At 33.8% G+C, this 14,444-nt stretch carries 13 protein-coding genes and 1 riboswitch; all 13 genes read right to left on the reverse strand.

The genetic code is table 11. The features are described from left to right. Positions 1-12: 12 nt before the first annotated feature. A riboswitch (cobalamin riboswitch) is annotated at positions 13-197 on the reverse strand. 269 nt (positions 198-466) lie between these two features. Then, positions 467-1,021, reverse strand: a complete 555-nt coding sequence (locus tag BZG01_RS03875) for a PepSY-associated TM helix domain-containing protein (RefSeq protein ID WP_101308520.1) — start codon at positions 1,019-1,021, stop codon at positions 467-469. Next, positions 1,005-1,532 (reverse strand): hypothetical protein, encoded by a 528-nt coding sequence (locus BZG01_RS03880; RefSeq protein WP_101308521.1) that lies wholly within the window; start codon positions 1,530-1,532, stop codon positions 1,005-1,007. The genes BZG01_RS03875 and BZG01_RS03880 overlap by 17 nt, the downstream gene beginning before the upstream one ends. A gap of 11 nt (positions 1,533-1,543) precedes the next feature. Further along, positions 1,544-2,767 (reverse strand): DUF4857 domain-containing protein, encoded by a 1,224-nt coding sequence (locus tag BZG01_RS03885; RefSeq protein WP_101308522.1) that lies wholly within the window; start codon positions 2,765-2,767, stop codon positions 1,544-1,546. A gap of 120 nt (positions 2,768-2,887) precedes the next feature. After that, positions 2,888-3,559: a hypothetical protein gene (locus tag BZG01_RS03890; RefSeq protein ID WP_101308523.1), complete on the reverse strand. Its 672-nt coding sequence runs from the start codon at positions 3,557-3,559 to the stop codon at positions 2,888-2,890. A gap of 3 nt (positions 3,560-3,562) precedes the next feature. After that, positions 3,563-4,450: an ABC transporter ATP-binding protein gene (locus BZG01_RS03895; RefSeq protein WP_101308524.1), complete on the reverse strand. Its 888-nt coding sequence runs from the start codon at positions 4,448-4,450 to the stop codon at positions 3,563-3,565. An 11-nt stretch (positions 4,451-4,461) separates the two neighbouring features. Further along, positions 4,462-5,994 (reverse strand): DUF6850 family outer membrane beta-barrel protein, encoded by a 1,533-nt coding sequence (locus BZG01_RS03900; RefSeq protein ID WP_101308525.1) that lies wholly within the window; start codon positions 5,992-5,994, stop codon positions 4,462-4,464. Positions 5,995-6,063: 69 nt separating this feature from the next. Next, positions 6,064-7,293, reverse strand: coding sequence for a DUF4876 domain-containing protein (locus BZG01_RS03905; protein ID WP_101308526.1), 1,230 nt, complete (start codon positions 7,291-7,293; stop codon positions 6,064-6,066). 13 nt (positions 7,294-7,306) lie between these two features. Next, positions 7,307-10,081, reverse strand: a complete 2,775-nt coding sequence (locus BZG01_RS03910; RefSeq protein ID WP_101308527.1) for a TonB-dependent receptor — start codon at positions 10,079-10,081, stop codon at positions 7,307-7,309. 212 nt (positions 10,082-10,293) lie between these two features. Continuing rightward, on the reverse strand, positions 10,294-11,916 hold the full coding sequence (locus tag BZG01_RS03915; RefSeq protein ID WP_101308528.1) for a BSAP5a family pore-forming toxin: 1,623 nt from the start codon (positions 11,914-11,916) through the stop codon (positions 10,294-10,296). Positions 11,917-12,120: 204 nt separating this feature from the next. Then, complete coding sequence (locus tag BZG01_RS03920) at positions 12,121-12,507, reverse strand: HU family DNA-binding protein (protein WP_101308529.1); 387 nt, start codon at positions 12,505-12,507, stop codon at positions 12,121-12,123. Between the two features lie 334 nt (positions 12,508-12,841). Continuing rightward, positions 12,842-13,192, reverse strand: coding sequence for a DUF2023 family protein (locus BZG01_RS03925; protein ID WP_101308702.1), 351 nt, complete (start codon positions 13,190-13,192; stop codon positions 12,842-12,844). A 41-nt stretch (positions 13,193-13,233) separates the two neighbouring features. Next, entirely contained in the window at positions 13,234-13,740 is a 507-nt protein-coding gene (locus BZG01_RS03930; protein ID WP_101308530.1) for a flavodoxin, read from the reverse strand. Positions 13,741-13,862: 122 nt separating this feature from the next. Beyond that, positions 13,863-14,444: a response regulator transcription factor gene (locus BZG01_RS03935; protein ID WP_101308703.1), complete on the reverse strand. Its 582-nt coding sequence runs from the start codon at positions 14,442-14,444 to the stop codon at positions 13,863-13,865.

The following is a 14,444-nucleotide window of genomic DNA, read 5'->3' on the forward strand; positions in this document are numbered from 1 at the left end:
TCTCCCGAAAGCTACGAATAATCATTACAGGCAGGTCTTCTGGCTTGTCCTCTTTTGGTTTGCCTTCCCATTTTAGCTGAGATAAAACAGTGGCATAAAAAACCAAAAAACATAAGGACTTACAGCTGCGGGGACAGCTCACGAATTAAACGTGATTCCCTATTATTCCTTTCGGAACCTATAAATCGATACAATAGTAAGAAGAAAAAATATGATAATCAATCTGAGTTATTAACAGTTGTTGGTCAATAAGCTATAAAAGAGCAAGAACCATGGTTCAATTCTTTTTTCAGGAAAGAATATCCTCAATAAGGAAAGCTCAGTAAATTGGATTTATCTACTATTATGCAAGGAAGTATTTGAGAATTCATCTTATAAATGAGATTTGAAGTGACCCAAATTTGTATCCAACTTTTTGAATTTACCTAAACGAAAAACAACACATACAAATTTGTCTAAGTATAAACTAAGCACAAAAATACATAAGAACAGGTATAATAAAACCAATTATCATTAGCCAAACACCTCTTTTCTTAAATCCATTTTTCCCTTTCACCATAATAGCTCCGGAAATGGCAAAAAAGACTAATACAATAGCGTAAATAATCGCTATTGACGAAAATCGTTTACCTGAGTTGTAATGAACGTCATTCACAAATTTGTAAACAGGCACTTTCTTAAATGTGGTTAGCTTTATTTTACCATTGTAAGGATGATATTCCCCTAATCCACCTTTAACGTAGATATTGTAAACCTCATCAGCTGGAATGACACGTGTTAATTTTGGAGCATCGCTAAAGCTTTCCCTCCAGTAAGTTTTTAACTCATCAGGTCTTAGGTTGGCTTCGGCATCCTTCTCCATTACGATTTCGCGATAAGATGGATCTTGTTCTCCTTTTTTTAGGACAAGCAAAATACCAGAAATCGCATAAATCAAAGTTAATCCTATAAATAAATAGCCAAGATCTCTATGAAGAGACCTTATGCTTTTATTCAACTTTTTACTATTCCACAATTTCATAAGAAGTTCCGTCTACAAAATAAACTGAATAAAAATTTCTATTTGCCTTTTTCATCCATTCGCGCATTTGATTAATATTTGTCATTTCTGAGGCACAATGTTCTCCCCCTTCTTCGGCATCTTCTTTAGCCTTTACTTTTGCTTCCCAATCGTTAATAAACTTTTCATATAAACGTTTCTCTTGAAGCGTTCCTTTAACCGCAATCGTAGCTCCCGATAATTCTCTATTAAAACCATTAATCTTACCTGTTGCTTCCACTCGTAAGGAAAGTTTACCAGTTTCATCCAACAAAATAGCTCTGCGTCCTGAATGCGCACAAACGTGCTGTACCATTCCTGTAAAGAAAACCTCTTTCCCTACATTTTGCTCGGCCGTTTTCATTACCTGAGCAATAGTTTGAGGCGCAAATTCCTTACTCCCTACTTGTTTAGCTTCTTGTTTTTTATTGCTTTGATTACAAGAAACCAATACACTTAAAACAACAAATGCTGTAAATATTAACTTTTTCATTTCTAAATTGTTTAACGATTAAATATAATGTTTGCGATAAAACCATAAATACCTGTAATTGCAATCCAAACCACTGAAAACAATTGTATTTTTTGTTTCCGATATCTCGTAATGAAAACAAATACCAATGTCAGTAGTAAATTGGTTAGTAATACCCAATAAGATCCAAAATAAACCATAGGTTTGATGTATTTGGTATTGGCATTTGTAAATCCAACTGCGAATGGTAAAATAAATTTACTATAAGCAGATTCTGAAATATCCTGCTTAAATGTTACTTCATCAACCACCTGTTTTGTATCTGCATTAAGAGCTAAAACTGTTTTCCCTTTCGATGATATTACATTGATATTCCAGAACAAAGGATTTGCCATAATTAACAATTGATCTTTATTGATATCGAAAGCAGATGTTGGAATTTCCTGTAGCTTGTAAGCATCAGTTGTAATAATGTAGAGCCTTTTATTTGTATCAAATACAAAGGCATAAAAGCTTCTGTCGTCTGGCTCCATGGTTAAAATGTACTCAGGAACTACACCTGCAGGCAAAGAAACTTTCCTTAAAAAAGGCATTGCATTCACCATTTTTAAGTGGAAAATCTGATCGTCATTATCGATAATAAAATAGCCTTCATCGTAGGCTTTTCTGGTTGAAGGATTACCCGCGGCCATTTTAGCAGGAAATCGAAAACCCCTTTTCTCAAAAATCTTATTAAAACATTGACTTTTTTCTTCATTTACCCGATTGGTTTCGGGATTGATAAATTCAATTTTAGAATTTAAACGAAAAACATCTCCTGGCATTTCTATTCTTACACGTCCCGACATGGATTCAAACAACGTGTATAGAGGAATGTGAGGTTTATTTTTATCTGCCGGGGTTATTTTAAAGAAGAATTTCTTAAATTTTACATCATTAAGATTAATTACTTTACCATCAATACTTTTGGGCATTCTTCCGTCTGCCATTAATTGTCTGGAATAAAACATTGGCAGTATACTGTCGAATTCTGATTCAGAATACACTCTATTGGTATTCATGTTTTTGCGAATCAAACGTTCCTCCTTATCATCAAAATCGATAGTGCAGAAAGCTTTGTCAACAGAACTATAATAAGTAAATATATTTTTTGAAGCTGTATCGGTAACCAGATGATAAGATTTAGGCAGCAACCATGCTAATAGCAGGGTGCCTAAAACAATTATTAGATAATTTATTGAATATCTATTTTTCATGCGTTTCTATTTTCTAATTTGCAGCATACTACTCTCATGAATATTAATTCACTCACTTGTGTGAATACATTGAATCATTTGATTTTACATGCCTTTTTATATCTATTAAAAGCGAACATATTAATCCTGTATTCCAACTTTAAAACGCTGAACCGATAAGTAGCCAAACGGTAAGACATAAAATGGAATAATAACAACACTTAACACTACAAAACTGTATGCTCCGGGGAAATCGGTCAGATAAAACAATTGAAGGCTTGCAAACATGATTAAAGTATTGAAGATCCTTCGTTTCCAACTTGGCTCCAAACAAATCCATGACATCATTGCATAAGCCGCTAATCCGGCAATATACCATGGCAGTAAAGTATATATCATGCTCGCGGTTATTTCCACAGGAAAATAAATTCCAGAGAATGTCAGAAGTATTAGTAAGTGCATCGCAAAAATTATCATCAGCAATGTCATTCCAAATCCTAACATTGTGAAAACAATTTTACGATTGGACAATGGCAGATGTAAACTTAACTTGATTCGCTTTTGAACCATTTCAGGAACAAACTGTGCTAAAGCCAAACAAAATCCGACCGCAGGAGGAAAGAATTTTAAATCTCGGAATAGAAACTGATCTCTGTTTACAATTACATCCCAAAGATGTTCTAAACCTACCATTCGAAACGACCTGCCTAGTTTTAAAAACAGATATGTCAAAAGAATTACTCCGGCAATAAATGCACCTATGGCAAACCATTTGGTTTTTTTCCATTCTTTAAATAATAATGCTTTGATCATCTCTTAATATTTTCCGGTTAATCCAATAAATGCCTCTTCTAAACTCAAACTTTCTTCCTGTATAGAATTGGTTACCTTAACATTACCGCTTAGTAATTTTTCCAATTCATTTTTCGACAGTAATGAATAAAGTTCTGTTTTCCCTTTAATGCTTACTGAATTATAAATGTGATTGCTATTATCCAACAATTCGGGCTTTTCGCATGTAAATCTGTATCGCTTAAATGACTCAAGAAGTTCACTAACTGGCTTTTGCATCACAATACGACCATAATCCATAATCAAACAATCATCAATCAATCGTTCCATGTCCTGAATAATATGAGAGGTGACAAAAACGGTTTTATTTTCCGCTTTAGCATATTCACTTAAATAGTCAACAAACAACATGCGGTAACCAGGATCCAAGCCCATCGAAAAATCATCGAGAATTAAAAGCTCTGGATCTTGTGCCAGGATTAACCCCAAGGCTACCTGCGATCTTTGTCCGCACGACATTCGGGATATTTTCTGTTTGGGATCAATTTTCAGCAGTTTCATTAACTCATAGTAAGCATCCTTTCTCCATTTGGGATAAAAGGCAGAATAAAACTTCTCAATCTCCGAAATGTTCATGAAAGAATATTGAACATGCCCTTCAATTAATAAACCAACTTTTTGTTTGGTTTCTGGTGAAAGGTTTGCCGAGCTTTCGCCAAACATTAAGCATTCTCCGCTTCGTGGTTGTAAATAGCCGTTTAAAATGTTAATTGTTGTGGTTTTACCTGTTCCATTTTTTCCTAATAATCCTAAAATTCGTCCTTTCGGGATTTCAAAATTCAAATTCTCATAAATACAGCGTTTGCCGTAATAGTGAGTTAGGTTTTTGCATTCAACAATAGCTTGTTGCATAAAATATATGTTTAAAGTGTTAATCCAATTGCAAAATTGAAACTGTATTGTGATTTAGAATTTTCTATTATCATGTATTGATAAGCTAGTTTGGTATAAATACCATAAGTATTTTTTGTGTCGAAATCGTATCGAATATTCGAAGCCAAGCTCAGCCAATCACTTTTTAAATACTCATAGTTTGGAACAATCAAACTTTCATTTGCCTTTCCTTTTGCCAAAGATGAAGTTGTTAAATCACTATTAATGCAGTATTGGGCTAATGCCTCGAGTTTTATATTCAAGCTAGATTTACTAAACTGTAAGTTTCTTCCTGTATTTAGCCTAAGCGTTACATGTTCTACTTCTTGTTTGGGATTTTTAGAATTAGCTATCTTATATTCTGACTCATCAGAAGAGTATTTAATTTCCATTTGATACAAAGAACTGTGCTTAATACCCCTTACCAATAAAATACTTGTAAAACCTCCATCTAGATACTTGGCTGAATATTTTTCGATGACACTTAAAAGTTGTCTATTATAATTATAGTTGTAATCAGACCCTGTTTTACTTTGATAAGATGCGAAAGAATTTATTTTGAATATTTTATTAGTGAACTGATACTGCTTTCCTAAAGTGAATTGAAACTCCTTAGCATCTAAATCATTCACAATATCATAGCCTGTCCCAACTATTTTTAATAATTCCAGTTTCGACTTTTTGTATGAGAATGACTGATACCATCCTGTTTGGCCAATGGGAATCAATTGTGTACCCAGTGAATACCCTTTCTTTTCATAAATATTACCAACACCTCCACTATTGGTTACAACCGTTGAGAAATTCTCATCGCTAATACCTAATCCTCTCAGATAAAAAACTTTAATCCCTGTACCAGGTCGCAACGCATCTACTTCATGATCTTGCTGATAATCATGATATCCTGCATACAGACCAATCATATATTTTGAATTGATTTCTCTTGTACCTCCTAATTTTATTTCTAAATCAGAAACGGTAGATTTTGGTCGTGGATCTAATTTTCTGTAATCTTCTGAGGATCTATATTTGGCCTGAAGGGCATAAGTACTTTTCTTTTGAATCAGACTGTATATTCCTTCGAATGAATAATTTTCGCCGTACGTTTTTCCACCAATAGTATCCGCCACGATATATGGAGCCAATTCACTGTAATCGCTTACTGTATTCCATTTAATATTATCCATATTGTTTTTGCTGTAACTTGCTCTTCCAAACACAAAGTTTTTCTCACGTCTTTTAAACGAATAAGCATCAAAATCAATTGAGGATGTTTTGTTTCCAGTTTCAATTCTGTACAAGCCATTTGCTTTCCTCTGTTTCCAAGCCAAAGAAACATCGGTAAAAGATTTATTGTATTGATGACCTAGCATAGCAGGATTATCCCAAATCCCACTTTGTATTTGAATTAATTCCTTTTCAAAATCAACGGCATTCGCATTTCTATCTTGAGCAAATGCTGATGCTGTTAAATTTAAGAGAATGACAATTCCAAGAATGGATTTTAACTTTTGTGTTAGCATGTAAACAATAAAATTAAAGAAGACCCTCAGAGACAAGTCCAACGGATCTTCTTTAAGGTTAATATTGGATTATTCCTCTTCGATTATACCTGGTGTAGGATCAGCAGTAGGAATAAAGTCGAATTCTGAGTTGTTGGTATCCAATAAAACAATACGATTACCTTCTTTGTGACTTACCTTACGCTTCACACATTTTCCGTAACGAGCATCATCCCCGTCACCAGCATGAGTCCAGGTAAGGTCTAATGATGGATCGAGAGCTTTCCATTCGTAATCAGAAATAGTAGAACATTCTACTGCATCGATAATTATATTATTTGGAACTTTCCAAGCATCAAAATCCATAACTTTTACAAAGTCACCCCATACAAAAGTATATTGATAGTGGTAAGCGTTATCAGTATTAAATTCTGGTGCCATATCATCCATCTTAAAGATCACATAAGAAGTAAATCCACGATTGTGAAGTCCCCAAACAGAAGCTGAAGTAGAAACTATTTTCTCCATATTAGGAACTTCCGGTACGTCTACATCAACATCAGCACCATCGAACCATTCAAAATCTGCAATCGATAAATCAAATGAATTCGCATTCTCAGCAGAGTGATCAATGGCTACGTCACATACAATAATAGATTTTCCAGGTTCAACAGGATATTCTTTTCCTGATCCGGGAATTCTATAAACTGAACTAACAGGTGTATATTCTTTTCGTACATCAGGAGTATATTCATTCAATGACTGAGCTGTATTTAGTTCAGATTCCGCAATACATAAACCATCAGCATATAAGATTTTATCCGTATTGTTATAAATTTCAAAGTATTTATCATCATTATACTGTTTTCCTTCTGGTGTTTTTGTTCCACTGAAGAAGATTTCTGAAATCACAAAACTGGTATTCTTTCTGTACTCAAATAAGTCGATAGTAAGATCGAAAGATCCTCCTGTAACTTCAACATTCTCGCTAAAGCCTCTAATCCCCGTGGTAGCATAAATTATTTTATCATCAACATCTCTAGTAAAATAATCCACTTCGGCTTCTACAGTAAAATTGTAAAGACCATCTTCCAGGTTCAATGTTGGAAGCATGAATCCATATAAATCCTTGGAAATTTCTTCTCCGGAATTAACATTAGTAACAGTTACCGTACCATTCTTAAATGTTGGTGCCTTTAGTTTTGCAGGTGGATTCAACACCAAATTCAAATCTGATTGCAATATTGGATCATCATCATCGCTGCAAGAGAACAAGGATACTACCATTAAAAGGCTTAAACCGAATATCAGTTTTTTCATTTTTTATTATTATTTAAAGATTAATATTAAGTTCCATTCCAAAGTATGGAGATACTTTTCGAGTTACTTTAGTGCCATCACTACGCGTATAATCCGGATGATAATCTAAAATTCTATTTACATAAAAGGATAGTTCCATCTGATCACCTATGCTCTTTGATACGGTAAGATTCACATCAATACCAATAGGAGTTTTATACAAGTCAAAGTCATTTGGACTTGGTTTGTGATATAAGAATCGCAATAACGGATCTGTTGTGTGTGATTCATTGTATTCAAACTGATTTCCATCCATATCAAAATAATACTCAGGCATACCATCATGAGGATTATATCTAAATTGATGATACCACATACACTGTATGGCTGTTGAGAACATTAAACCAAATTTTTCAATATGAGTATCCGCTCTAAAATTGGTATTGAACTGTTCATATTCTTTCCCTCTGTCCCAGTTGTAATATCCTATGTATGGATAATCCTTTCCATCGATTACTGTACTTGGGTGTTTGTAAGTTGCATCGCTTAAATCGTATTTAGCTCTCATCCAAGCACCATTAATTGAGACCCTTGAGTGTATGGCATCAATTTGTCCCAAATCAATTTGATACTCAACACCTACTTTCTCTTCTCGTGCGCCGTTTGCTCTTTTACTATAGTAGATGAATTCTTTTCTTGATTCATAATCGAATTGTTCTACTGTTGGTGGTCCACTTAATTCATCGGGATGAGGTCCTGATGATACATCGTATAATTTAAAACCCATTGTTTCGTAATATCCCAATCGCTTAAATCCATTCTTAAGCAATTCGTGATATGCTGTTACATAAGCTCTGGCCTTTCCCAATTTTAAATTAAATCCAAATTCAAACTTTTCATTTCTATTGGGTTTCAACTGATAATTGATTGGATCAATCATTTTGGTTTTATACTGTACTTGTCTTAAATCTTTATTTTGAGAAAAATAATTTAGCTGAACGATATCGAGATAAAACATATCTGGATATAGGTGTGTCAGCCCTGGGAATTTGGTATGCATCCCATATCCACCAGTTAACTCAACATATCCACTTCTATTAAATAAATTGAACTTAGGAAAGCGCCATCTCATGTTAGCTCTGGGATCGAAATAGAGTTTCCCTGAGAGAGCATAATCCGATGCCATATTCAAGGCCTGTGTTGCTCTTACACCCCCTTGTAGATTTAACCTGTGATTCGCAATAGGAATACTTAACTTATCTTCCATATAGAATGACAGTCGTTGAATAGAAGGAATATCTTTTGAAACCCTTGATCTGCCATTTCCTGGATACAATGGACGGTTTACGTCATACACCTCTCCATCTCCAAAGTTTTTGTTGTATCTCCATTCTGCTCCGATTAGAATGTTTTGCTTTACATTGAAAATATCCAATTGGAAATCCGATGAAACATCTGCAAACAAATAGATAGGTTTGCCATCAACCACAAGGTGAGACAAATAGGATGACGGCAAATACTCACTGTAAAATTCTCCTTCCTCTCTATTGGTCATGATGGGTGTATTATTTCCCAGTACCGACTTATCTATGACCTTTTGATTGTGTGTGTAACTACCATTAACTCTAGCCTCAATTCCTTTAAAGAATGAAGATTTATAAGACTGCCATGAAAGAGTGGTACCTGCACTCACTTTATTGTATTTACTCTTATACTTATCAGTTTCTGGTAGGTCTATCTCCGGGTCTTTCTTAGTTTCATCAAACGATCCGGTATAATCAATATTTGCATTAAAAGTAAATAAGCCATTTTCGGATTCTGATCTGCTTCCATAACGCACTGATCCAGTTATTCTACTGTAATTTACCTTCGGATTTCTGGGATCGGATTTATAATCCAAATAATCAATATCGGCATTCAAGCTTTTACTTCCTCCCAAATTCACTCCTTTTCCTATCGAGAACAATTTAGAACCTGGATCTGCTTTAATTCTTGCAGTCAAGGGCTTTGCTTTATAAGCCCGTGTGATATTGACCAAACCACTGGTGAGGTCCCCATATTTTACAGAAGGAATTCCTCGAACAATTTCTACAGATTCAATATTATCTGTAGAGATCAATCTCATATCAATACCCTTACCTGTCGTATTTCGTCGCCTTATGTAACGATCTGAACTATAAGATCCGGTTACATTTTGCAATTCTGCATCATTGGAAATTGCCTGTCCGTCAATCACAAATGATGTTCCAAAGGATGAATTATAATCATATGAATCATTACTAAAGCTAGAGGCACTACCAGGCTCTCTCAATGAAATCAATTTCATCGTGGTCATCGAATTCTTTTGGCTTACACCTCCAGGGAGCAATTCCAAAATATCGGCAAAACTGGAAGGCTGCAAGTGTTTTAAAGCCTCTTTCTTAATGGTGGAAGATGTTCCGTTTTCTCTCGATTCTTCCGCAATTACAATTACCTCACTTAAATTATGGTTTTCTGTTTCCATTTTAAATAGCAATGAAGTTCTGTCAGAGTTAATTACAATAGAACTTTCTACAGCTTTAAAACCCAAGCAAGAGATGTGTATTTTATATTCTCCATAAGGAATATCTTTAAGAATAAAATTTCCTTCATTATCTGTTATCGACCAAATACTAATATCTTTTAACACCACTGTCGCAAATGCAACTGATTCTCCTAAATCCTTCTCTACCACTCTTCCTTTAATTGTATATTCTCCTTGAGCACTGCCATGAAATGAAAGCAGTACAAAAAACATACAACCAAAAAATACTTTGAATCTAAACTTCATTCTGTAAACTCAATTAACTAATCATTACCAAAGAGTAACTTCTCTTCTTGCAATGCAAAGCTACTAGGCCTTACTCCATCTATCAATCCTCATTTGTGATGAAATCACAGGCTGGTCTATCATCATATATTAGGGGTAAAACAGAACGCCCTGTCAGAAACACATCTAACAGGGCATTAAACCAATAAAATAATACTACAATGAGTAATCTCTTACAAAGCCACAATAGTGTAATCATCCAATTGTCGGTCGGGGTCGGTTAATTGCATTGTTAGCATATTATTTATCCATTCTCTTATACCATAGGTATCCAATATATAATCATCATTAATTGAGTATGCAAATTTTACTGCCGGATTTTGAGATATTAAATAAGTTCTATTGTTGTGAACAAATTTCTTCATTTTGTCCCCCACAAGATCTGTTGGGTCTTGATCGGGATAAAACTCAGGAACATATCCTGCATAATAAATAGTAAGTGTCAAATATGGATCATTTGGCACTGGAGATTCATAAGATAACCATTCACTCCTATCCACTGTTTTAATTTTATACTTAGAAGTGTATTTATTTATAATGCTCGCCGTATAGTTCGTATCCTGATACCTATCGTAATGCAGTATTACTGCATCCTCATATCTTGTAACTAAGAATATCAATTCGTAATCATTATCTTCGTCATGTGCATAAACAAGTATCGGTTCTCTAAACTCAGAAACTACATTATTATTGCCACTTATTGCTATCTTGATACGATACTTCAAGTTTTCTTCTCTAATTAATTCAGTAATTGGCAGCAACCCATCATCTGAAAATTCAATAATACTATGGTTATTTTTGTTATTTAATGAAGATAGCCAACTAGTAAGATCAACATTAATACTACTTATTTTTTCAGGATTTGTGAAAGCAGCAATTGCTCCTATTCCTCCAAGAGTTTTTACTGATGCTCTTAAATCCGTAAATTTATTCGTAAGCTCTTTACCATTTGCATAACCTCTTCCAATACCAAAATCACCTGATACTGTTTTGCCATAAGATGCTCCAATATCCGAATTCATATCCTTCCCACGTGCTTCTATAGATTCATTACCTTTGTAAACTCCTGAATAAAGAGCATTAACTTTTCCACCAACTACAAAATCGCACATAACAAAACCGCCATAGGTTTCAAAGAATTCAGATGGTGTATTATTGTATAAGTGATTCAAGAAACTTTTAGATAAATAATACCTCATTTCTTTTAAATCATAACTATTTGTTGTTAACCAATATCTGGAATCTAAATATAGATAATGCAATTCACCAAAAACGCGGTTACTTTCTTCTACGGTCGTTTTACTGAAAGTGCGTTCCATGCTTTTTTTAGCACCAATTGAAAACAAACCCAAATTCAATTTGAAACCACCTTTTACTTTCTTTTTAACTGTTGATTTTTCCAAAAAATTATAAAACCTAGAATATGCAAAAGAATAACTATCAGTATAACCTATTCTGTCGGTATACGTACCATTAGGATTATTTATAAGGTACTCTTCTAAATCAATTACCCTTGGACCAAAGTTCGTATAATCCGTTAGAGGAAGAGTATTCATTTTAAATGACCTGCCCAAATAATTCTTAAATGGTTCGTTACCAGATTTAAGCATAACTTCAGATTCATCTGTAACTTTTTTCGACAAAATTAATGGTGAATTAGGGTCACGTTCCTTTAATATGATTGCCTTGCTTTTAATTTGATCTTGTGAGTTTTCTATAAATTCTTCCTGAGTATCATTATCACAGGATGCAAGTATAAACATACAAAAGGTAAAAAATAACAGTAAGTTTTTCATTTGTTAAAACATTTAAGTAGTTAATAGAATACAACTGCAAGCAGTTGCGCGTTTAATTATTGATTTGAAGTCATACTAAAGCTTCTGTTAAGCCATCTATACCTTTCCCAAAAATTGCTTATATCGTTTGGGGAAATCGTATATATCGTTTTAGTAAAAGGCATAGAGTGTTTCATGGACTAGTTTTTAGCAATACTGTTTATGCTAGTATGTTTTCGTATATTTTAGGGTGAGCAACATATCTCTCAGGTCGTTGCCGGGGCGAAAGTTGATTTTTGATTTTATTATCTGCCCTGCGTGGAATTTCTTTTCTGTTTCGGCACCAGTACTTTTTACCGATACCTGAAAAGAACCAAAATCTCCGAAACGCACAATTTCCCCTGCTTCAAGATGTCGGCTCAAGAGTTTGGTGAGATCATTTAGCACTGCCAATACGTCGGTATCGCTTACGGTGGTAGAGCCTTCTGCAATTTCATTGCTCAAATCTTTAAAACTAATTTCACCACTCGATTTAGCTGTGGCATACCATTTTTTAGGTTCAGTAGGCTTACTTGGATTCCCCTTTTCTCTTACTACAAATTTTACTGCCATAATAATTAAAATTTTAAATGATTGAAACAGATTCTCTTTTATTTAGACAAATAAAACTAAGTATAAATAAAACATAAGCAAATCATTAAAAATGATGATATTTAATAGAGATCCTTTTTACCTGTAAAAAATGTTGTTAAATTAACAAAGGTTTGAAATCAGTAATATTTCGCATTTTAGTTTATGCGAAAATGCCGGAACTGATGATTTCTTTCATGCTAATCATTATTAATGATAACTAATCAATCAGTACTCTAGTTCATAAAAAAATACTCACTAAAGAATAATCGGAGTATCTAAAGTGAGTATTGAATTAGCAGCAAAAATAAAAATTTCAACCTACTTGTCGGGAATTTGAAATTGGTGTGACTATCCCTTTTCGTTTCATATATCTTTCGTATTGCAGAGTTCTGTCGTAGCCAAGCATAATTCCAAGTATAAAATCTTCTTCGTCAGAAAAATGAGATAAAGATTTTTCACCAAAAGACAAAATTATCTGTATACACTCTTCTTTTCCAAAAAAAACATTAATCTTATTTTCGTTAACCGAGTGCAAAAAGTAATTAATTCCCTTTCTAATCAATAACTCCTCTGTTTTATCTTTTTCTTTACTACTCATTGTGTGTAAAACAAGACTTCTTAAACCTTTTTTATATTCATAAACATGATGAAGTAGTATTTGCATATCTGCGGTTTTATAATCCAAACAGGTGATTTCCATTTCATTTAATTAAATTGATTCTTTAATTGTGTCACCCATTGTGTTACTCTTTCGTCCGTCATTTCACTCTGATTCTCTTCATCTAGTATCAGTCCAACAAATTGTCCATCTTTCTCTGCTCTTGAGGCATCGTATTCATATCCTTCAATGGAAGTTCCACCAATCAATTCACAATTTTTATTTCCCAGTTGCTCATATATTTCACCTACTCCATCAACAAATGAATCTGAAAAAGCCTCCTGGTCTCCTAAACCAAAAATAGCTACTTTACGTCCCTCTAAATTTGTGTTCGATAAGTCTGATAAAAAGTCTTCAAAATCATCTTGCAAATCCCCAATTCCCCAAGTGGATGCTCCAAAAATTAGATTTTTAAATTGTTCCACATCTTGTGATTTTGCACTTGCCACATCAATAGCACTTGCAATATCTTCGCCAAATGCAGCTTGTATTAATTTAGCTGCTGTTTCTGTTTTTCCTGTTGACGATCCGTAAAAAATTCCAATATTTTGCATTACATTTTATTTAAATTAATTATCAATACAAATGTAAAAAGCCCAATATATCTTTACAATAATCATTTATTATGATTTTTTCAATGAGAAACATTAGAAATCATTACTTATTAGGATTCCGATTACCTCACCTCCTCAGCTTTAATAAAATGATTCATTAAGGCATAAACTGTTAATCCTGAAATAGTTTTTATTCCTAATTTTTGGGTAATATTTTTCCGATGAGTAATTACGGTGTTGATGGAAATAAACAATTGATCAGCAATTTCTTTATTTGAACAACCTAAAGCTACTGCCTTTAAAACATCAATCTCCCGATCACTTAAAGTACCGGAATCATGATTTCCAAAAGTGGAATCCGACTCTAGAAAGAAGAGTTGTAATTTTTCAACCACCTGTTTTCTGTTATAAGAGTGGAGAATAAAATGCTCAAATACGCAATTTGGTATTTTTTGCTGACCAATTATTATTGCCCTGCAAAGACCACAAGAACCTTTAATATCTTTTAAACAATCTTGCTTTTGTTTGGGTAAAAGATCTTCGCTAAGAATTAAATAATTTAAATCCGGAACATCATTCACAAGTCGTTCCAGCTCCTCAAAGCTATCTGCTTCGTATAAATCCGATTCTATTCCAATCACATTTAAAAGTGTTTTAACTCCTAGTCTAATCAGGTATTGATCCGAAGCGATTACTGTTTGCAT

The sequence above is a fragment of the Labilibaculum manganireducens genome, from assembly GCF_002843385.1.
Lineage (GTDB): Bacteria > Bacteroidota > Bacteroidia > Bacteroidales > Marinifilaceae > Labilibaculum > Labilibaculum manganireducens.